This is a genomic window from Propioniciclava coleopterorum, from assembly GCF_011393335.1.
Classification (GTDB): domain Bacteria; phylum Actinomycetota; class Actinomycetes; order Propionibacteriales; family Propionibacteriaceae; genus Propioniciclava; species Propioniciclava coleopterorum.
Map to the genome: position 1 here is coordinate 1,120,600 of NZ_CP049865.1, position 20,661 is coordinate 1,141,260.

Below are 20,661 nucleotides of genomic sequence, written 5' to 3' on the forward strand. Positions count from 1 at the left end.
CGGACGGCGTCCAGCACCCGGGATTTCTCAGGTGCGTCCCGTACTCTGGGTGATATGCGTGCACCAACCATGGGTCGCAGGCTGTATTCGGCCTTGTTGTTCGTCGCCGTGAGCGTTCTCGGCGGCGTCCTCGTCGCAGGCTTGGCCGTTCCGACGGCCAGCGTCGCGGCGGAGTTGTCCAAGGCCGGGGCGACCGCGATCCAAGCCATCCCCAAGGAAGTCGAGACGCCGCCCCCCGCCGAGGGGTCGAAGGTGCTCATGCAGGGCGGAGAGGTCCTGACGAACTTCTACGACGAGAACCGCGTCTACGTCCCGCTGTCGGAGATCTCCTCCAACATGCGGCTGGCGCAGATCTCTGTCGAGGACCGCCGGTTCTACGAGCACGGCGCCGTCGACCTGCGCGGCACGCTTCGCGCGCTGGTGCAGACGTCCAGCGGCAACACCCAGGGCGGCTCGACGCTCACGCAGCAGTACGTGAAGCTCGCCCTCATCGACAAGGCCGTCGCGGACAACGACAAGGAGGCCCTCGCGGCCGCCAACGACCGCACGTTCTCGCGCAAGCTGCTGGAACTGCGGTACGCGATCGCCCTGGAGGAGCGCCTCAGCAAGGACGACATCCTCGAGCGGTACATGAACCTCTCCTACTACGGCGCCGGCGCCTACGGCGTCGAGGCTGCGGCGCGCCGCTACTTCAGCTCCACCGCGAAGGACCTGACGCTGGGCCAGTCCGCCATGCTGGCCGGCCTGGTGCGCAACCCGGCCACGACGGACCCGATCAACCACGAGAAGCTCGCCATCGAGCGCCGCAACAACGTCCTCGACGTGATGCTGGGCCAGAAGGTCATCACGCAGCAGCAGTACGACGAGGCCCGCGCCGAGGTGTTCGACCGGTCCAAGATCACCCAGACCGCGCACGGCTGCGTGGCCTCGGAGTTCCCCCACCTGTGCTCCGTCGTGGAGAAGACGCTGCTGCAGATGGACAGCCTCGGACCCGACCGCGAGACGCGCCGCAGCCTGCTGAACCGCGGCGGCCTGACGATCGAGACCCAGATCGATCCGCGCACGCAGCGCGCGGCCCAGGAGGCCGTGTCCAAGTACATCTACCCCAACGACCCGGTCATCGGCGTCATGGTGATGATCGAGCCCGGCACCGGCCTCATCAAGGGCATCGCCCAGAGCCGTCCCGAGATCGGCAACGGCCCCGGGCAGACCTACTGGAACTACGGCATGGAGCCCAACCTCGGCGGCGCCGAGGGCTACAAGGGCGGCTCGACGTTCAAGATGTTCACCCTCGCGGCGGCCATCAACAAGGGCTTCCCGACGTCCCGCAGCTACGACTCCCCCAAGGAGAAGGAGTGGAAGGGTGAGGTCTTCCGGACCTGCGACAGCGACGTGAAGGTCACCAAGCCCTGGGGCGTGACGAACGCGGGTGGGGCCGGCGAGTTCAACATGTACACCGGGGCCAAGTACTCGGTGAACAACTACTTCGTCGCGCTGGAGCAGGACGTCGGCCTGTGCGAGGTCACGCAGATGGCCGAGAAGCTGGGCCTCAAGCTCAGCGGGACGACCTTCGCCAAGGCCCAGCTGCCCTCGTTCACGCTCGGCGCCGCCGAGATCTCCCCGATCTCGCTGGCCAACGCGTACGCGACGATCGCGGCCCGCGGCAAGCGCTGCGAGCCCATCATCGTGAAGTCGGCGGTGAGCAAGGACGGCAAGAACTACGAGGTCCCCTCGGCCAACTGCCAGCAGGTGATCCCCGAGGGCGTCGCCGACACCGTCGCCGACGTGCTGCGCGGGCCGTTCCAGGGCGGCACGGCGTCCGCGGCGAACATCCCCGGCTACAACATCGCCGGCAAGACGGGCACCGACACCGGCACCCCGACGATCTGGACGGTCGGCATGACCCCGCAGCTCGCGGGCGCCGCCATGATCACCGTCGACGGCAAGGCCGACCGGTACAAGAACCTGCGCCCCGAGAAGCGCAGCCTCACGGGCGCCATGATCCGCAACAACACCTACCGGCTGCGCGGCAGCTCGGGCGGCGAGGCGGGCGCCGGCATCTGGAAGCCGGCCATGACGGTCGCGCTGCAGGGCCTGGAGCGGGGCAACTTCGTCAAGCCGGGCGCCGAGCGCGCCACGGGCGAGACGGTGGACGTCCCGAGTTGCTCGGGCAAGAGCCTCAACGACTGCCGCCGCATCCTGCAGGAGGCCGGCTTCGGCACCTCGATCGTGAAGGTCGAGAACGGAAAGAAGGCCGGGACGTTCCTGGGCATCTCGCCGCGGTCGAAGGCGCCCAAGTTCAGCTCCATCCGACTCCTGGTGTCCTCGGGGCCGAAGCCCAAGCCGTCGACCCCGCCGGCCGCCGACCAGGGGCAGCCCGCGCCGCCGCCCGCCAGCCAGCCGGCCATCCAGCCGCCGCCCGAGGGTGGCGGAGGTGACGGCAACCGGTGAGGTCGCGCGCAGGCCCGCGGGCGCTCGGCGCGCTCGCAGCGGTCGGGGCCGCCTGTTTCACCTACGGCGTCGCCGTCGAGCGGACGGCGTTCCGCGTCCGCCGGGTGACCGCGCCGGTGCTGCCGGCGGGGGCGCGCCCGGTCCGGGTGCTGCACATCTCCGACATCCACCTGCTGCCCCGCCAGGGACGCAAGCGTGACTTCCTGCGCGGCCTGGCCGGGCTCGAGCCCGACCTCGTCGTCACCACCGGCGACAACATCAGCTCGGTGGACGCCGTGCCGGCGCTGCTGGAGTCGCTGGGGCGCCTGCGCGACGTCCCGGGCGTGTTCGTGTTCGGCTCGAACGACTTCGAGGTCCCCCGCTTCAAGCTCCCGCTGCGCTACCTGCTCGGCCACTCGGGCTCGACCCGTGACGGCGACGGCGCCGGGGGCGTCCAGCGCCGGGCCGAGCACCGCCCACTGCCCACCGGCGACCTGCGCGCCGGCCTGGAGGAGTCCGGCTGGGTGTATCTCGACGAGCGGACCGCGACCCTCGAGGTCGCCGGACAGACGCTGCACTTCCGCGGCACCGGGGACGCCCATCACGACCGCGACGACTACGCAGCGGTCGCCGGGCCCGCCGCGTCCGATGGGCTGGAGATCGGCGTCACGCACGCCCCCTACACCCGGCTGCTGGACGCGATGACCGCCGACGGCGTCGGCCTGATCCTCGCCGGGCACACGCACGGCGGCCAGGTCTGCGTCCCGGGACACGGGGCGCTGGTCACCAACTGCGATCTGCCGTCGGAGAAGGTCGCGGGTCTGTTCCCGCATGAGGCGTCCGGCCGTCGGAGCCTGGTGCATGTCTCGGCCGGGCTGGGGATGTCGCCGTTCGCGCCCTACCGGTTCGCCTGCCCGCCCGAGGTGACGCTGCTCACCCTGGCGCCGCGGGCCTGAGCGGCCGCGTTCGTCGGCTCACCCCGAGGCATCAGCCGAAAATCAGTTTTCGCGCAGTCACCGCCGCGCAGCGCCGCATCACCCCTTGTCGGCATCCTGCGCGAGGGCGCGACTGCGCGATCCTTGATTTTTCGTCCGGGCACTGGCCCTCGCCCCCCACCCGGGCACGGGCCCTTGCCTCTGCGCCCGGGCCTCGGAGCTGCCCCGCGGTGGCACCCCTCGTCGGCGACGCACCCGCCGCGAACCCTCCCCCAGCGCGGCCCCGAATCCGCTGCCGCCGGACACGCGGAGGCCGGAATCCTCCGTCGGGCAGCCCCGTGTCGCGCCCTCGGGCGACGGCGTTCCCGCGGGACAACGCCGATGTGAGAATCCCTCCGGGGTGGGATATGCTGTCCTACGGCTCTTGAGCCAATCGGGGTGTGGCGCAGCTTGGTAGCGCGCTTCGTTCGGGACGAAGAGGTCGCAGGTTCAAATCCTGTCACCCCGACCATCGAAAGGCCGATCCGCATGATGCGGATCGGCCTTCGTCGTGCTGTACGCCAGCCCTTCCCCGTTGCCGGGTCGCTTCGGCCTACGGTTCTGGCGTTCCGACGCGCATTTCCTAGGACGCGCCGCCCCAGAGCAGGCCGGCGGCCAGGTTCACCGCGGCGTGGACGGCCGCGCCGGGGACGAAGCTTTCGGCCCGGTGGCGCAGCCAACCCAGCAGCAGGCCGGTGACGAACTGGGCGGGCAGCAGCGGCCACACGCGGGCGTCCACTGCGAGGAGGGCCAGGTGCGGCAGCAGGAAGATCGCCGCCTGGGCGAGGTTGCCCCACACCACCCCGAGCCGTCGCATCAGGACGCCCCCCAGCAGCCCGCGGAAGAACACCTCCTCGCCCACGGCGCGCAGGATCACCGCGGCCACCGCCGCCGCCGAGGTCGCGACGCCCACAGTCACGCCCGGCTGGGTCCACACCGACGCCGGGATCAGCAGGGACGCGCCCCAGCTCAGCCCGAGGGTGACCGCCAGGATGCCGAGCGCCCAGAGCCACGCGCGCGGTGAGCCCCACGCCACGCCCAGCCGATCCAGGGCTGCGCGCATCGAGCCGTCGGGCCGGCGGGCCTGCACGAAGACGTAGATCAGGGCGGGAAGGCACCAGAGCAGGAACTCCGTCATGGGACCAACCTAGCCATCGGCCGGGCTTCGCCATCGTCGCAGGAGGCGCACCGCAGGCGCGGCACGGGTGGCGCGGCGGCGTCCGGGGTGGTGCGATGGGTGCCATGCATGGAGCAGTCATTCACGGGGCCGGCGACGTCCGCTACGAGGACCTCCCCGACCCGACGCTGGAGCACCCCACCGACGCCATCATCCGCACCGTCGCCGCCTGCGTGTGCGGCTCCGACCTGTGGCGCTACCGCGGCACCAACCCGGTTCCGCGGCCGACCCCGATCGGCCACGAGTACTGCGGAGTCGTGGAGGAGGTCGGCGCCGAGGTGACGGACGTGAAGGTCGGCGACTTCGTGGTGGGCGGCTTCAACATCTCCGACAACACCTGCGCCCTGTGCCGCCGCGGCGCGACCGCCAACTGCCTGCACAAGCAGCCCTACGCGGGCGCCCAGGCCGAACTCCTCCGGATCCCGCAGGCCGACGGCACGCTCGTGGCGGTGCCGGGGCGTCCCGACGACGCGCTGATCCCGAGCATCCTCGCGCTGTCGGACGTCATGTGCACCGGCTGGCACGCCGCCGTCGTGGCGGGCGTCGGGCCGGGCACGACCGTCGCGGTGGTCGGCGACGGCGCGGTGGGGCTGTGCGCCGTGCTCGCCGCCGCCCAGCTGGGCGCCACGACCATCATCGCGATGAGCCGGCACGCCGACCGCCAGGCGCTCGCCCGCGAGTTCGGGGCCAGCCACATCGTCGTCGAGCGCGGCGAGGCGGGCGCCGAAGCCGTCCGGGCACTCACCGAGGGCATCGGCGCCGACTGCGTGCTGGAGTGCGTTGGCACGCACGACGCCCGGACGCAGGCGATCGCGTGCGTCCGGGACGGCGGGAACGTCGGGCTGGTCGGGCTGCCGCACGGCGACCTCCCCATGGAGGACCTGTTCTGGCGCAACGTGGGCGTGAAGGGCGGGCCGGCCAACTGCCGCGCCTACCTGCCGCACCTGCTCGACCTCGTCCTGCGCGGGGTGATCGAACCCGGACGCGTGTTCGACCTCGAACTGCCGCTCAGCGAGGTCGGCGAGGCCTACGCCGCCATGGACGAACGCCGCGCGATCAAGGCGCTGCTGCGTCCCTGAGCCCGGGACGCGGCGCGTCTCCCCGGCCGACGGACTTGTTGCGTCCTGGGCGGGCACATGATGGCGCCGGGCTGGCAGCGCATCGCGGACCGCGGGGTCGGTCCGCGGACGCAGCCGCGCAAGCCCCCGGGGCGACGCGCGCGGCGCCGCCCGTTCCTAGACTGACGGGGTGAGACGCCTCCTGCCCGCGTTGGTCGCCGTCGCGTTGGCGCTCGGCGGCTGCCAGGCCGCCGACCGGACGCCGCCGGCGGTGGTCGGGCTCGATCTCGACCCCGTCGCGCGGACGTCGCCGGCGACGGTCACGGGGCCGCTGTCCGGGCTCACGATCGTGGTGGATCCCGGTCACGCGGGGGTCTACGACAAGGAGCGCAGCGGCGAACTGATCACCACCAACGGTCTGCGGGTGCCGTGCTACACCTCCGGGGCGACCGCCCCCGACGGCACCGGCGAGCACTCCCTGAACTTCGATCTGGCCCGCCGGACCGCCGCCGCGCTGCGCGCGCTGGGGCCGCGACCACGTTCACCCGCGTCGACGACACGACGTTCGGCCCGTGCAACGACCGGCGGGCCACCCTGGCGAACCAGGCCCGCGCGGACGCCCTGGTCTCGCTGCACGCCGACTCCGACGCCGCGGGCAAGCGCGGGTTCCACATCATCTACGCCCCGCAGATGGCCGGGGGTCGAACGGTCGAGGAGGCGTCCAAGGGGCTGGCCGAGGCGGTCGCGAGTGGGCTTCGGGCCACCCCGATCCGGCCGGCCAACTACAAGGGGACGCCCGAGATGCCGATCGACCCGCGGGCGAACATCGCCGCGCTCAACGGGCTGACGGCCACGCCGGGCGTGCTCGTCGAGGTGGGCAACCTCAACAACCCCGACGACTGGTCCGCGCTGCGGCAGCCCGCCACCCGGGACGCCGTGGCGACGGCGATCGCGGACGGCGTCCGAGTGGGGCTGCGCCGCTGATCAGGCGCTGAGGCGCTGGGCCGGCACCTCGAGCCGCTCGGTCAGCGACTCCAGCGCGCCGAAGAGTTCCTGCAGGGAGGCGTCCTGTCGCGCGGTCGGGCGGAACCGGCCGTCGTGGACGTCGCTGAACAGGTTGATGTTGATCTCGTTGCGGACGCCCATCATCGAGAAGTTGGCCAGGATCTGGCGCCAGTTCTCGATGGCGCGGACGCCGCCGACCGAGCCGTAGCCGACGACCGCGTACGGCTTGCCCTGCCACTCCGAGCCCAGGCTGTCGACGGCGTTCTTGAACGCGCCCGGGACGCCGTGGTTGTACTCGGGGAGACGAAGACGAACGCGTCGCACGCGTCGATGGCGTCGCTCCACGCCTGCACCCGCGCGTCGGCGTAGCGCTTGCGGGCCATCATCGGATGGGTGGCGGAGTCGAACAGCGGCACGTCGAACGCCTTCAGGTCGATCAGCGTGTACTCGGCGTCCCGGCCGGCCGACTGGGCCTTGACCCACTCGCCGATCTGCAGGCCCGTGCGCCCCTCGCGAATCGATCCGACCACGATCCCGATCAACATGTCTTCCCTCTCGCCAATTTGCTTGATGTTTCAAGCATAACGTCGAGGAGCCGCACCCTCCTAGCCGGGTTGCACGACGGACACCGCGTCGGGGTCCGTCCGCACACGCACGGTTTCGGCGTCCAGTCGGTCGGGCACCCGCAGTTCGGCCCGCTGCCCGCTCGGCAGCCGGACGCCGACCTCCACGTAACCCCGCCGCGCGAGCTGATCCACGATGGCAAGCTCGGCGCCGGCGGCGTCCTGGAAGAGGCTCTCCGGGCCGAGCGCGACGGGGGCGGTCGCCCGCAGCGTCCCGACTCCGAGCGCCTCGGCGTCCTCGGGGGTCAGGACGAGGTCGTAGCCCAGGAACGTGGCGACCTCGACGCTGACCGGGCGGCGCCACAGCACCTCCGGGCGGTCGAACTGCAGCAGCTTCCCCGCGGCCATCACCCCGACCCGGTCGGCCAGCGCGAACGCCTCGTCCTGGTCGTGCGTGACGTGGATCGCGGTCGTGCCGGTGGCGCGCAGCACCTCCGACAGGACGCCGACCAGCCGCTCGCGCAGCGCGCGGTCCAGCGCCGACAGCGGCTCGTCCAGCAGCATGAGCCGCGGCTCGGGCGCCAGCGAGCGGGCCAGCGCGACGCGCTGCGCCTGGCCGCCGGACAGCTCGCTGACCTGCCGTGAAGCGTACCCGGGCAGCCCGACGAGTTCGAGGAACCGCTCGACAACGCCCGCGCGCCGCGCCCGCGGCAGCTTGTGCAGGCCGTAGGCGACGTTCTTGCCGACGCTGAGGTTCGGGAACAGCGCCGGGTCCTGGAACATCAGCCCCATGTTGCGCTTGTGGGTCGGGACACCGGCCAGGTCGGCGCCGTCCCAGGACACGCGTCCCGCGGCCAACGGTTCGAGGCCGGCGACCGCGCGCAGCAGGGAGGACTTGCCCGAGCCGGACGCCCCCAGCAACGCGACGATCTCTCCGGGCTCGACGTGCAGGCTGACGCCCGCGACCGCCGTGATCGTGCCGTCCGGCGCCACGGCATCCGTCGGCGCCTCGCGCGTCACGGGGACGGCGTCCCGGGCGGCGCGGCGGCGTCCGGGCGCGGGCTGGCCCGCCACCTGGTAGCGCACCACCGCGTCGGCGATGTCGAGTCCGTTCACCACGTCGTGGCCTCCTTCGGCCTCATTGTCTCAGCGATCCCCATCACGACCGCGCACCCCAGCGCGAGCACCACCGCGGCCGCCATCGCCATGCCCTGGCTCTCCAGGCCGGGACGCCCGATCAGCCGGAACACCATCACCGGCAGCGTCGGCTGGTCGGGCCGCGCCAGGAACGACGTCGCCCCGAACTCCCCCAGCGAGGTCGCGAACGCGAACCCGGTCGCCAGCCCGAGCCCGCGCGACACCAGCGCCAGGTCGACGCTCGCCAGCACCCGCCACGGGCCGGCGCCGAGCACCTGCGCGGCCTCCCGCAGCCGCGGGTCGATGGCGCGCAGCACCGGGAGCAGCACCCGGACCACCAGCGGCAGCGCCACGATCGCCTGCGCGATCGGCACCAGGATCATCGAGCTGCGCAGGTCGAGCGGCGGCCGGTTGAGGGTGATGAGGAAGCCGAACCCGACCGTCACCGCCGAGACCCCCAGCGGGAGCATGAACACCGCGTCCAGGACGCCGAGCGCGCGGCGTCCCGACGGCGTGCGCGGCCGCCGCGACACCACCAGCGCCACCAGCAGCCCCAGCACGACCGCCAGCACCGTGGCCAGCGTCGCGGTGCGCAGCGAGTTCGCGGCGGCCTGCCAGACCGAGACGGTCAGCGGGCCGCCACCCGCGGACCCGAGCGCCAGGTAGTGGTCCAGGCCGTGGCCGGACGCGGTGCGTAGCGACCGCTCCAGCAGCGTCGCGATGGGGAAGAGCAGCAGCCCGCCGACGACCGCGGCGGTCACCAGCGTCGTCGGCCAGTCGCGCCGCCACCGCCAGGGGGCGTCGTGCGCCGCGTCCGTGGCGAACTTCTGGGCGCGGGCCTGGCGGGCCTGCAGGTGGTTGGAGACGATCAGGCAGGCTGCGACGACGACGAGCTGGACGATCGACAGCGCCGCGGCGCCGCGCAGGTCGAGCAGTTGGCTGGTCAGGAACCAGATCTCGGTCTCGATCGTGCCGTAGCCCGCGCCGCCCAGCACCATCACGACGCCGTAGGCCGACGCGCAGAACAGGAACACCAGGGCCGCCGCCGACGCGATGGCCGGGGCGAGCGCGGGCAGCGTCACGGTCCACCAGACGCGCGCCGGGGACGCCCCCAGCGTGGCCGCGGCCTCCGCCGTCCGGGGGTCGAGGGCCGCCCACAGCGCGCCCACGGTGCGGACCACCACGGCGTAGTTGAAGAACACCAGGGAGGCCACGATCAGGCCGAACGAGCCGTCCAGCCCGAGGCCGCCGAGCGGCCCGGTGGAGATGACCAGCGACTTGAACGCCACGCCCACCACCACGCTGGGCAGCACGAACGGCACCGTCACCAGGGCGCGCACGAGCCAGCGGCCGCGGAACCGGGTCCGGTACAGCAGCCACGCGCCGGGCACGCCGACGGCGACCGAGGCCATGGTCCCGGCGAGGGCCTGGGCGAGCGTCGTGCCGATGACCCGCCAGGTGCGGGGCGCCGCGAACACCGCCTCGAACCCGGCCCAGGACAGGCCGCCGTCGTCGAGGAAGCCGCGCGCGACCAGCGTCGCGACGGGCCAGGCGAAGAAGACGCCGAGGAACGCCAGCGGCACGGCGGCCGCCAGCGTCCAACCCAGGCGTCGACCCACGGTCAGCCGATGACCGCGTCGGTCCAGTCGCGCACCCAGCGGTCGCGGTTCTGCGCGATCGTGGCGGCGGGCACCTCGATGGGCGCGTCCGACAGCGGCGCGAACTTCTTCCACTCCTCGGGGAGTTCGGTCGCGCGGACGGCGGGGTACATGTACATCTCGTCGGGGATGTTGGCCTGCACCTCGGGGCTGAGCAGGAAGTCGATGAACTTCTGCGCGCCCTCGGGGTTCTTCGCCCCGGCGATCACGCCGGCGTACTCGATCTGCCGGAAGCACGTCTGGAGCAGGCCCTCGGTGGGCGCGACCCCGTCGACCACCTCGAACGCGGGCGACGTGGAGTAGCTGAGCACGAGCGGACGCGGCCCCTTGCCCGCGCTTCCGGAGAACTGGACGCTGTAGGCCTCGGTCCAGTCCTTGGCCACCAGCACCCCGTTGGCCTTCAGCGCGCCCCAGTAGTCCAGGTAGCCCGGGTCGCCCTTCGCGCCGACGGTGGCCGCCAGGAACGCCATCCCGGGCGAGCTGGACGCCGGGTTGGGCACGACGAGGAGGTCCTTGTACTCCGGCTTCGCGAGGTCGTCCAGGGTCTGCGGGACGGCCATCCCCTTGGCCTCGAACCACCGGGTGTCGGCGTTGACGCAGGTGTCGCCGAAGTCGATGGGCGTCAGGCGGGAGGTGTCGTCGGCCTTGAGCGCGGCGGCGTCCAGGGTGGGCAGCGCCGGGGACGCGTACGCCGTGGTGACGTCCTCGGACAGCGCGCGGCCGGCGAAGGTGTTGTCGATCCCGTAGGCGACGTCGCCCAGCGGGGAGGACTTCGTGAGCACCAGTTGGTTGACCAGGGTGCCGGCGTCGCCGGGCGCGACGTAGGTGACCTTCAGCCCGGAGCTCTCCTCGAACTTCTTCAGCAGGGCGGCGTCCAGGTTGAACGAGTCGTGGGTGACGACCGTCAGCGTCGTCGGCGCGGCCGCGCTCGGCTGCGGGGCCGCCCCGCCGGACGTGCACCCGACGAGCGCCAGGGCACCGGCGAGCGTGACGGCGAGCCCGGCCAGTTGTGTGCGTGACATGCGTGATCCTCCTTGTGTGGAGGGGTCGGCCCCTGGCCGAAGAGAACTCGACTCCCTACGCCGGTGCTAGCCGGATCAGGTTCGAGGGTCTGCGGCGCTCCGCACTCTCAGCGCCCCCGTGGGCGCTCCCCTGTCTGACCTCCAGCATAGCCGGGCGGCTCGGGGTCGGCGTCCGCGGGGCCGCCGGGATGGACGCGGGTCGCCGGCACACGCCATCGCGAACCGCCTGACGCGGTTCGCCTCCTCGCGCCGAGAACGGAGATCCCTCCGAGGCGGCCCGACCCCGGTCAGTCGTCCTCCCACGGCAGCGGGCCGAAGGACTCGGGGGCGCCGGCCCGATCGCGCCAGGCCTCGATCTCGGCGCGGCGTCCCGACCCCCGGTGCAGCCACCCGGCGAACTCCTGCTCCTCGGCCTTCGGCCCCTGCTGCGAAATCTCCGGCAGCGACGCGAACCAGGCCGCCATGCCCGCGAGGACCACCAGGCACACCCACCAGAAGAACCCGGTGAGGTCACCGCGGCGCATGGTGTGGGACGCCGTCGCGGCGATCAGCCACGCCACGGTCACCCCCCGCCACCACCGGAAACCCGGGTCGGGATGCCGCGGGTACGTCTCCAGGACGGCGGCGCGCCCCCGGTTCCAGGCCCGCCACGGCTGAACGAAGAACAGGACGACGGCGACCGCGAGCGCGACCCAGGCTTCCCACAGGGCCCCGCCCGCCCCGATCGTGAACAGCAGCGAGGGACCAGGAGCGCGCACAGCAGCGCCGGCCCCCGCGCCACCTCGTTGGACAACGCCAGGGCGCCGGCCCGCAGCCGGTCCATCGTGGTCGCCCCCGGGACGTCAGCGGTGGTGCCGCGACCGCGCGCTGCGCCCACAGGCTCCGGGCGGCTGCGACGGCCCCCGCGAGCAGAACGAGCACCCCCGCGACGCGCAGGATCTCGACCGCCCGGACGACCACCTCCACCGTGACCGCGACGGGGACGGCGTCGAAGGCCTCGCGCGGCTCCACGATCAGGTACAGGCCGGTCACGAGTGCCGCCGCGCCACCCACCCACCCCAGGTCCCGGCGCCAGGTCGGGGTGTCTGTGGCGAAGAGCATCCCCGCCGCCGCGGTGCCCAGCAGGCAGGCGGCCGCCCACGGCAGCAGACCCGTCGGCGTCCACGGGTAGCGCGAGAGCCCCGGGAAGCCCAGCACGAAGGCGGGGATGATCGCGACGAACCCCACCACGCGCGCCGTGATCAGCCACGCGGGCGGGCGGGGTGTCACGGCGCCGTCCCCGGCAGATCCCCGAACGGTGTCTGGCGGTCGCCTGAGGTCCGGTCGCGCCACGCCTCGATCTCGGCGCGGCGTCCCGGGGCGGCGTCCAGCCACCGGGCGAGGACCCGGTCCTCGCGCCCCCGCAGCAGCGTGGCCGGCAGGCCGGTGGCGAGGGCGGCGGCGAGCCCGAACCCGAGGACCGCCCACGTGGGGCTCGGGCGGATGCCGCCCAGGGCGGCGGAGAACGACCCCGTGACGACCATCAGCCAGGCGGCGGCGAATCCGCGCCACCCCGCGTACGCCGAGCCGCGTCCGGGGCGCGGGACGTCGTGCAGCACCGTCCGCGCGCCTTCGCTCTGCCAGGTGACCCAGGGCCGCTCGGCCAGCAGGAGCCAGGCGACGATGAGCGCCACCCACCCCTCCCAGAAGGCCCAGCCGCCCCAGACGCCGAACACGACCATCCCGGTCGCGGCCAGGCCGCACAGCAGGGCGGACCGCAGCAGGTCCTCCGCCCGCGCCACCGCGCCCTCGCGCAGTTGGGCGACCACCGAGTCCCCGCCGCCGCGGAACTGGACGCGGCCCGGGTAGCGGCGGCCGCGCAGCCACGCCGGCAGGCCTCGGAGGATCGCCACGGAGGCCGCCAGCGCCCCCGCGGCCCCGAGCACCTGCGCGGCGGTGTAGAGCTCGGGCGAGCCGGGCAGCAGGAACAGCAACTGCTCGGGCGCGACGAGGAGTTGGAGGCCCACCACCAGCGCCGTGAACAGCCCCACCCGGCCCAGGTCGGCGCGCCAGCGCCCGTCGTACTCCGACGGGCGCGTGCAGAACAGGCCCAGGATGAACACGCCGAGCAGGCACAGGGCCGCCCAGGCGAGGACGCCGGCGGGGATCCGGACGAAGGTCGTCAGCAGCAGCGGAAGCACGAGCAGGCTCGCACCGACCCGGCCCAGCACGATGCCGGCCGGGAAGCCTCCGCCCCGGGGGGCCACCGGCTAGCGGCCGGTCCCCGCGTAGACGACCGCCTGACCGTCGGAGTCCAGGCCGAAGGCGGTGTGCACGGCGCGGACCGCGTTGTCGAGTTGCTCGGAGTTCACGATCATCGAGATCCGGATCTCGGAGGTGGAGATCATCTCGATGTTGATGCCGGCCTCGGCGACGGCCCGGAAGGCGGTGGCGGAGACGCCGGGGTGCGAGCGCATCCCGACGCCGACCACCGACACCTTGCCGATCCGGTCGTTGTAGATGACGTCGGCGAAGCCGATGGTGGCGCGGGCGTCCCGCAGCGCGGCCATGGCCTTGTCGCCGTCGGACTGCGGCAGGGTGAACGAGATCGCGGTGGTGCCCTCGGCGACCGAGACGTTCTGGACGATCATGTCGATGTTGATGCCGGCCTCGGCGACGGTGGTGAAGATCTCGCCCGCGGCACCGATGCGGTCGGGGACGCCGACGACGGTGATCTTGGCCTCGGAGCGGTCGTGCGCGATGCCGGTGATGATGGGATCTTCCACGGTGCGTTCCTTCTCGATGTTCTTGACCCAGGTGCCCGGATTGTCCGAGAAGGACGACCGGACGTGGACCGGGACGCCCTCGCGTCCGGCGTACTCCACGCAGCGCAGATGCAGGATCTTGGCGCCGTTGGCGGCCATCTCCAACATCTCTTCGTAGCTGATCTCCGGGATGCGCGAGGCCCCCGGGACGATCCGCGGGTCGGCGGAGAACACGCCGTCCACGTCGGAGTAGATCTCGCAGTAGCCGGCCTTGAGGGCGGCGGCCAGGGCGACGGCGGTCGTGTCGGAGGCGCCGCGGCCGAGCGTCGTGACGTCCTTCGTGGTCTGCGACACGCCCTGGAAGCCGGCGACGATGACGACGTCGCCCTCGTCGAGCGCCGACTCGATGCGTCCGGGCGTGATGTCGATGATGCGGGCGTCGCCGTGCTTCTCGGTGGTGATCACGCCCGCCTGGCTGCCCGTGAAGGAGCGCGCCGTGTAGCCCAGGTCGTTGATCGCCATCGCGAGCAGGGCCGCGCTCATGCGCTCGCCCGCCGTCAGCAGCATGTCGAGCTCGCGCGGCCGCGGGTTGGGCGACACCTCGCCCGCCAGGTCCAGCAGCTCGTCGGTCGTGTCGCCCATCGCCGAGACGATGACGACGACCTCGTTGCCCTGTTCCTGGGTGTCGATAATGCGCTTGGCCACCCGCTTGATGCTCGCGGCGTCGGCGACCGAGGAGCCGCCGAACTTCTGCACCACCCTCACGCAGACCTCCTGTGCTGCTGTGCCCACGGCGTCGCCGCTGCGACCCGGGGATGAAAAACGCCACCCCAACTGTGCCACGCAGGGACGCCGTTGCGGCACCGGTCCCGCTGCCTGGGCCTGATCTGGGGCGGCTCGGGGCCTTCCCGCAGCCCTCGCGTTGTGCCGCGTGCGAGGATGGGCGGCGGAAGGAGTGACGCATGACCAACGAACCCGTGCCGCAGCGGCTCTCGGACGCCGACCGCGACCAGGCCGTCGACTGCCTGCGCCAGCACTACGAGGCGGGGCGGCTCAGCGACGCCGAGTTCGAGGAGCGGTCCGGACGCGCTCTGGAGGCCCGCATCGCCCCCGACATCGATGCCCTGTTCGGCGACCTGCCGGACCCGCGGCCGTCCCTGGGCGACGTGAGCGGTCCGTACGGCTCGCCGGCGTCGCCGTCCTTCGGCAGCACCTCGCCGTACGCTCCCACCCCCTGGTCGCAGAACTCCGTCCCCGGCACCTCGTCGTACACCCCGGGCGCGTACCCTCCCGCCCCGCACGCCGGGCAGGGCGCCTCCTCGCCGTACGCCCAGGGTGGCCCGCCGGCCCCCTACACCTCGGGCGGCGCGCCCGCGCCGTACGGGCAGCAGGGCGGCGTCCCGCAGAAGGCCGGTCAGGACTGGATCCGCACGGGCCGCCTGGTCCTGTGGCCAGCCGTCATCCTCGCCGGCCTCATCTTCGGCGACCTGACGATGTGGATCATCATCGGCGTCGTCCTGACGATCGTCCTGAGCCAGGTCTCTTCCCGCACCCGCAAGCCGCCGCCCTACTGATCGGGCCCGTGACCGCTCTACTGATCGGCCCGTGACCGCCGGGCTGATCGGGCCCGCGCCCGCCGCGGGCAGCGGCGCGACGGGTCCGGGGTAGTGCCGCGAACTAGGCTGGGGGCCATGCGCGGTGAATACAAGGTGCCCGGCGGCAAGCTCGTGGCGGTCGACGTCGAGGCCGAGGACGGACGGATCGCGTCCGCGGCGGTGAGCGGCGACTTCTTCCTGGAGCCCGACGAGGCACTGGAGGACATCAACGGCGCGATCGTGGGCCTGTCGGCCACGTCCTCAGCCGACCAGATCGCCCACGCCATCACCGGCGCGCTGCCCGCCGGCGTCCAGCTCATCGGCTTCACGCCTGCCGCGGTCGGCATCGCCGTGCGCCGCGCACTGGGGCACGCCACCGGCTGGGACGACCACACCTTCGACGTCATCGGCCCGGTCACGATGGACCCGGCCATGCACGTCGCACTGGACGAGGTGATCACCAAGGAGGTCGCCGAGGGCACCCGCCCGCCGACGCTGCGGTTCTGGGACTGGGACTCCCCGCTGGTGGTCATCGGCAGCTTCCAGAGCTACCGAAACGAGATCGACCCCGAGGGCGCGGCCCGCCACGGCATCGACGTCGTGCGCCGCGTCTCGGGCGGGGGCGCCATGTTCATGGAGCCGGGCAACTGCATCACCTACTCCCTGTCCGTGCCGAGCAGCCTGGTGGAGGGGCTGTCGTTCGAGCAGTCCTACGCCTTCCTGGATGACTGGGTGATGACCGCCCTGGCCGACGTGGGGATCAAGGCGCGCTACGTGCCGCTGAACGACATCGCCTCCGACAAGGGCAAGATCGCCGGCGCCGCGCAGAAGCGGTACGCGTCCGGCGCGGTGCTGCACCACGTGACGATGGCCTACGACATCGACGCCGACAAGATGCTCGAGGTGCTGCGCATCGGCCGGGAGAAGATGTCGGACAAGGGCACCAAGTCCGCCAACAAGCGCGTCGACCCGATGCGGAGCCAGACCGGCCTGCCCCGCGACGTCATCATCGAGCGGTTCGTCGCCTCCTTCACCGCCCACCACGCGACGCGCGAGGCCGGCTACACCGAGGAGGAGCTCGCCCGGGCGCGCGAGCTGATGGACGGCAAGTTCCTCACCGACGCCTGGACCCACCGGGTGCCGTGACCCACGGCCGTCCCGTCGAGCGGGCGCCGCGCGGCCCCGCCGCACGGCCCGGCTTCCGCCCCGAGATCCAGGGCCTGCGCGGGCTCGCGATCCTGCTGGTGGTCGCCTACCACCTGTGGACGTCGGGACGGGTCTCCGGCGGCGTGGACGTGTTCCTGTTCATCTCCGCGTTCCTGATGACCGGGTCGTTCGTCCGCAAGGGCACGGCCTTCACCCTCGTCGACTTCCTGGTGCAGCGGTTCCGCCGGCTGGTCCCGATGGCGTCCATCGTCGTCGCGGCGACGCTGGTGGCCGGCGTCACGCTGCAGACCCCCACCCGCTATCCCGGCCTGCTCACCCACGCCGTCGCGTCGCTGCTCTACCGCGAGAACTGGCAGCTCATCGCGGAGGCGACCGACTACACCGCGCCCAACCCGCTCGAACTCAACGCGTTCCAGCACTTCTGGAGCCTGTCGGTCCAGGGCCAGCTCTTCGTCCTGCTGCCGCTGCTGTTCGTCGGCTGCGCGCTGGCCGAGCGCCGCTTCGGCGTCCCGATCCGCCGGACGCTGGCCGTCGCGCTCGGCGTCCTGACGGTGGCGTCCTTCGCGTACGCGCTGCACCTGGTGGACGCCGCCCCGGCGGCCGCCTACTTCAGCACCTGGGCGCGCGCGTGGGAGTTCACCGCGGCCGGCCTGCTCGCCACCGTGCCGGCCTGGACGCCGCAGCGCCGGCTCGGCGCGGCGATGTCCTGGCTCGGGCTGGGGCTGCTGCTCGTGACGGGCATCGTCTGGGGGCGCGGCGACTTCCCCGGCGCCGCGGCCGTCCCGCCGCTGGCCGCCGCCGCGCTCATCGTCTTCGCGGGGCCCAGCACGAGCCCGTGGCACGCCGCGTGGTGGCTGTCGCTGCGTCCGGTCACCTTCGTGGCCAACCGGGCCTACACGCTCTACCTGTGGCACTGGCCGGTGTACGTCTACTACCTCGACGTCACCGAGACGACGAACCCACGGACCGGCGTGGTCGGGTCGGTCGTCGTCATCGGATTGTCCTTCCTGCTCGCTGACGTCTCCACCCGGCTGGTGGAGCGGCGGTTCCACGGGCTGGCGGTGCTGCGGAAGCGCGCGATCGCGCTGACCGCGATCCTGGCGTTCTCGCTGATCGGCGCGTCCGTGATCGGCGGCGTCGCCGCCCTGGTCGAGCGCGACACCCGGGTCACGGCGGGCCTGCCGCCCGAGGAGCGTCCGGGCGCCCGCGTCCTCACGCCGGGCGCCACCCCGCCGCCGACGCCGTCCCCCTCCCCCAGCCCGGGCCGCAACATCGCCCCGCCGACTCGATCATCGCGCAGGACTGGCCGGTGCAGTTCCCCACCTGCGTGGGCGGCGAGCCCGACATGCCCCCGCACCCCGAGCTCGGCTGGTGCGCGGTGTACGAGAAGGGGCTGACCCCGCCCGAGCGCACGATCGCGGTCGTGGGCGACTCGCACGCCTACCAGTGGCTGACCGCGATCATCCCGCTGGCGTCCCAGCGGAACTGGCGGGTGATCGCGTTCGTGCGGCCCGCGTGCCGCGTCGGTTCGCCGTCCGAGGTTCCGGGGTGCCCCGAGTACACCGCCGAGGCCGTGCAGTGGCTGCTCGATCTCCGCCCGGACTACGTGATCAGCACCGGCTCGTCCGCTCGGTCCGACGCCCCCGAGCACGACGACTGGGGGTGGGCGGAGGCCATCGCGCCGGTGGCGAAGGCGGGGGTGACGATCGTCAACATCCGCGACAACCCGCGCTGGGACGTGAACATGCCCGAGTGCGTCCAGCGGTTCGGCGCCGACGACCCGCGCTGCTTCGCCCGGCGTTCGGACAGGCTCGCCGAGGAGTGGCCCAAGGGGGCGCTCGCCGAGATGCCGAACCAGCGCTTCCTCGACTTCACCGACTGGCTCTGCCCGCCGGGCAAGGTGTCGATCTGCCCCGGCGTGATCGGCAACACGTACGTCTACATGGACACCAACCACCTCAGCCGCACGTACGTGGAGACGCTCGTGGACGTCTTCGACGACGTCTGGCGGCGGGAGGTGGGGTCGTGAGGCGCCGCCGCGCGGCGGCGTGGCTGGGCGCCGCCCTCGCCGGGGCGCTGCTGGTCACCGGCTGCGCCGTCGAGCCGCTGAGCCAGCCGCTGCGCGGCGAACTCGCCCGGCGGATCACCGTCGAGGGGCGTCCGTTCGAGTACTGCGCGTCCGCGGCGATCGAGGACCTCGGGCCGGAGGTGACCCGGATCATCGTCGCCGTGCACGGCCTCGACCGCGGCGCCTGCGGCATGCGCGCGGCGGTGGTGGACGCCCTCGGCGGCGAGCCCGCCGACACCGTCGTCGTCGCGCCCCACTTCACCACGGCGTCCGACGCGGTGCGGGGCGGCTTCGCCTGGGGCCCCATGACGTGGCCCGCGGGTTCGCCGGACCGGGGCGGCGTGTCGTCCTACGCGGTCATGGACGCCCTGGTGGAGGCCATGGGCGACCGCTCCGTGACGATGGTGGGCTTCTCCGGCGGGGGTCAGTTCACCAACCGGTACGCGGCGGTGTCCCGCACCATGCTGGAGCGCTACGTCATCGTGAACCCGTCGAGCTACCTGTGGTTCACCGCCGAGCGTCCGGGTCCCATCGAGAACTGCCCGACGTTCAACGAGTGGCGCTACGGCCTGGACGGCCGCGCCGGGGACGCCGAGACCGGCGACGCCGACGAGATCCGGGAGCGGTACTCGGGCCGCAGCGTCCGCTACCTGATCGGGACCGCCGACGACGACCCGCGCTCGGCGAGCCTGGACCGCTCCTGCGGGGCGCAGGCCCAAGGCGCCAACCGCGAGGAGCGGGCGCTGAACTACCACGCCCACCTGGTCGGGACGTTCGGGCGCCACATCGAGCGGTCGCAGCCGCTGGCCCTGGTTCCCGGGGTCGGCCACGACGCCCGCGGGATGCTCGCCAGCGACGCCGGCCGGGCCGCCCTGCGGCCCTGACAACTCTCTCGGTGCTCGCGGCTCTCGCGGCGCTCCCGGCGCTCCCGGCGCTCCCGGCTCTCCCGGCTGCCGCACAGGGCGGCTCCAGGCCCGGCGCTCGGCGCGTGGTGTCGTCCTAGTGCCGCCAGTCAGGCCCGGGTGCGACGGCCGGCCCGCTGACAAGGAGATGCGCCGAACCACCGATCGTCTGGTGGCACCACGACGACACAGGCGTTGTCGGCCCGGTGTCGTCCGGTGACGGCAACGGGGTGGCGGCGCCCAACCTGCCGACATGAGCGACGACAACGACCCCAGCGGCGGCCGGCTGGTGCGCCCGCGGACCCCGACCGAACACGCCCGCGCGAGGCGGCGCGCCGCCCGCGGACGCCTCGTGCCCCTCGTGCCGGGCGTCTACGGCCCGCCCGGAGCCGCCGAGGATCTCGCGCTCCGGATCGCCGCCGTGCGGTGGATCGATCCGGGCGCCGTGGTCACGGGGCGCGCTGCGGCGCGGGTGTGGTGGCCGGGACTGGAGGTCCCGGTGCTCTCCGTGCGGCGCTCGACGCGCGCCCGCGCGCTGCCGGGGTTCCGGTGGGAGCGGCGCAGCATCCCGGCCGCGCTGATCGCGCACCACGGCGAGGTCGCTGTCACCCGCCCCGAGCTGACGGTGCTGGACCTCATCCCGGACCTGGGCGGTGCCGTCATCGACGAGGCGCTGCGCCGGCGCGCGGTCACGGTCGATGGGCTCTCCGAAGCGCTGGCGCTCACCCCGAACCGCGCGGCCAACGGCCTGCGCCGGGCGCTGATCGAGGACTCCTGCGATCGTCCCTGGTCGGAGGCCGAGCGGTTCCTGCACCGGATCATGCGCGAGGCGCCGCTGGGGTTCCGCTTCACGACGAACCACCCCGTCGCCCTGACGGCCGGCGGGTTCGCGCTGCTCGACGTGGCGCTCCCCGCCCTCCTGCTCGGCATCGAAGTCGACGGCTACGCGTTCCACAGTGACCGCAACGTCTTCGAGCGGGACCGGGATCGCGATTCGGACCTGGTCGCGCAGGGTTGGTTGATCCTGCGGTTCTCGGCGCGCTTCGTCGAGGAACACCCCGGCGAGGTGCGTCGCAGGATCGTGGCGGCGATCGCCCAGCGTTCGCGCCGGCGCTGATGCTCGCGTCCCGCCGCCCGCTGCCCTCACGCGGGCGTGCATGT

At 73.0% G+C, this 20,661-nt stretch carries 17 protein-coding genes, 1 tRNA gene, 1 pseudogene and 1 riboswitch; of the genes and pseudogenes, 11 read left to right on the forward strand and 8 right to left on the reverse strand.

Features of this window, described 5'->3' with window-relative positions; all coding sequences use genetic code 11:
- The first annotated feature begins 54 nt into the window (after window positions 1-54).
- From G7070_RS05465 to G7070_RS05475, 3 genes are all read left to right on the forward strand, one after another.
- On the forward strand, window positions 55-2,451 hold the full coding sequence (locus G7070_RS05465; RefSeq protein ID WP_166232607.1) for a transglycosylase domain-containing protein: 2,397 nt from the start codon (window positions 55-57) through the stop codon (window positions 2,449-2,451).
- The gene (locus G7070_RS05470) at window positions 2,448-3,386 is read left to right on the forward strand and encodes a metallophosphoesterase (protein WP_166232609.1); all 939 of its coding nucleotides are present in this window, start codon (window positions 2,448-2,450) and stop codon (window positions 3,384-3,386) included. Before G7070_RS05465 ends, G7070_RS05470 begins: the two co-directional genes overlap by 4 nt.
- A 413-nt stretch (window positions 3,387-3,799) precedes the next feature.
- Window positions 3,800-3,876, forward strand: a tRNA-Pro gene (locus G7070_RS05475).
- A 111-nt stretch (window positions 3,877-3,987) separates the two neighbouring features.
- Here the strand turns inward: G7070_RS05475 and G7070_RS05480 are convergent.
- Window positions 3,988-4,542, reverse strand: coding sequence for a CPBP family intramembrane glutamic endopeptidase (locus G7070_RS05480; protein WP_166232611.1), 555 nt, complete (start codon window positions 4,540-4,542; stop codon window positions 3,988-3,990).
- A gap of 104 nt (window positions 4,543-4,646) precedes the next feature.
- Here G7070_RS05480 and G7070_RS05485 point away from each other — a divergent pair, with 104 nt between their 5' ends.
- Together G7070_RS05485 and G7070_RS05490 are read left to right on the forward strand one after the other, a co-directional pair.
- Complete coding sequence (locus G7070_RS05485; protein WP_166232613.1) at window positions 4,647-5,660, forward strand: zinc-dependent alcohol dehydrogenase family protein; 1,014 nt, start codon at window positions 4,647-4,649, stop codon at window positions 5,658-5,660.
- Between the two features lie 408 nt (window positions 5,661-6,068).
- Window positions 6,069-6,623 (forward strand): N-acetylmuramoyl-L-alanine amidase, encoded by a 555-nt coding sequence (locus G7070_RS05490; protein ID WP_166232615.1) that lies wholly within the window; start codon window positions 6,069-6,071, stop codon window positions 6,621-6,623.
- Here the strand turns inward: G7070_RS05490 and G7070_RS19785 are convergent.
- The 7 genes and pseudogenes from G7070_RS19785 to G7070_RS05525 form a co-directional block, all read right to left on the reverse strand.
- Window positions 6,624-7,189: pseudogene (locus G7070_RS19785) on the reverse strand (NADPH-dependent FMN reductase). It lies immediately after the preceding gene.
- A gap of 60 nt (window positions 7,190-7,249) precedes the next feature.
- Window positions 7,250-8,326 (reverse strand): ABC transporter ATP-binding protein, encoded by a 1,077-nt coding sequence (locus tag G7070_RS05500; protein WP_246227384.1) that lies wholly within the window; start codon window positions 8,324-8,326, stop codon window positions 7,250-7,252.
- Window positions 8,320-9,963: an ABC transporter permease gene (locus G7070_RS05505; RefSeq protein ID WP_246227386.1), complete on the reverse strand. Its 1,644-nt coding sequence runs from the start codon at window positions 9,961-9,963 to the stop codon at window positions 8,320-8,322. The genes G7070_RS05500 and G7070_RS05505 overlap by 7 nt, the downstream gene beginning before the upstream one ends.
- A 2-nt stretch (window positions 9,964-9,965) precedes the next feature.
- Complete coding sequence (locus G7070_RS05510; RefSeq protein ID WP_166232617.1) at window positions 9,966-11,024, reverse strand: thiamine ABC transporter substrate-binding protein; 1,059 nt, start codon at window positions 11,022-11,024, stop codon at window positions 9,966-9,968.
- A 35-nt stretch (window positions 11,025-11,059) separates the two neighbouring features.
- Window positions 11,060-11,166, reverse strand: a riboswitch (TPP riboswitch).
- A 145-nt stretch (window positions 11,167-11,311) separates the two neighbouring features.
- Window positions 11,312-11,782: a hypothetical protein gene (locus G7070_RS05515; protein WP_166232618.1), complete on the reverse strand. Its 471-nt coding sequence runs from the start codon at window positions 11,780-11,782 to the stop codon at window positions 11,312-11,314.
- Window positions 11,783-12,289: 507 nt separating this feature from the next.
- The gene (locus G7070_RS05520; protein WP_166232620.1) at window positions 12,290-13,270 is read right to left on the reverse strand and encodes a hypothetical protein; all 981 of its coding nucleotides are present in this window, start codon (window positions 13,268-13,270) and stop codon (window positions 12,290-12,292) included.
- Window positions 13,271-13,273: 3 nt separating this feature from the next.
- Window positions 13,274-14,533, reverse strand: coding sequence for an aspartate kinase (locus G7070_RS05525; protein ID WP_166232622.1), 1,260 nt, complete (start codon window positions 14,531-14,533; stop codon window positions 13,274-13,276).
- A 197-nt stretch (window positions 14,534-14,730) separates the two neighbouring features.
- Between G7070_RS05525 and G7070_RS05530 the strand changes: the two genes are divergently transcribed.
- The 6 genes from G7070_RS05530 (at window position 14,731) to G7070_RS05555 (ending at window position 20,617) form a co-directional block, all read left to right on the forward strand.
- Window positions 14,731-15,342: a DUF1707 SHOCT-like domain-containing protein gene (locus G7070_RS05530; protein ID WP_166232625.1), complete on the forward strand. Its 612-nt coding sequence runs from the start codon at window positions 14,731-14,733 to the stop codon at window positions 15,340-15,342.
- 117 nt (window positions 15,343-15,459) lie between these two features.
- A complete protein-coding gene (locus G7070_RS05535) occupies window positions 15,460-16,509 on the forward strand; it encodes a lipoate-protein ligase LplAB (protein WP_166232627.1) in 1,050 nt (349 codons plus the stop codon).
- The gene (locus G7070_RS05540) at window positions 16,506-17,927 is read left to right on the forward strand and encodes an acyltransferase family protein (protein WP_166232628.1); all 1,422 of its coding nucleotides are present in this window, start codon (window positions 16,506-16,508) and stop codon (window positions 17,925-17,927) included. Before G7070_RS05535 ends, G7070_RS05540 begins: the two co-directional genes overlap by 4 nt.
- Window positions 17,840-18,559 (forward strand): SGNH hydrolase domain-containing protein, encoded by a 720-nt coding sequence (locus G7070_RS05545; protein WP_166232630.1) that lies wholly within the window; start codon window positions 17,840-17,842, stop codon window positions 18,557-18,559. Before G7070_RS05540 ends, G7070_RS05545 begins: the two co-directional genes overlap by 88 nt.
- Window positions 18,556-19,482: an alpha/beta hydrolase gene (locus tag G7070_RS05550; RefSeq protein WP_166232632.1), complete on the forward strand. Its 927-nt coding sequence runs from the start codon at window positions 18,556-18,558 to the stop codon at window positions 19,480-19,482. Before G7070_RS05545 ends, G7070_RS05550 begins: the two co-directional genes overlap by 4 nt.
- A 271-nt stretch (window positions 19,483-19,753) precedes the next feature.
- Window positions 19,754-20,617 carry a DUF559 domain-containing protein gene (locus G7070_RS05555; RefSeq protein WP_166232634.1) on the forward strand — a complete coding sequence of 288 codons (864 nt, stop codon included), beginning with the start codon at window positions 19,754-19,756 and terminating at the stop codon, window positions 20,615-20,617.
- Window positions 20,618-20,661: the final 44 nt, after the last annotated feature.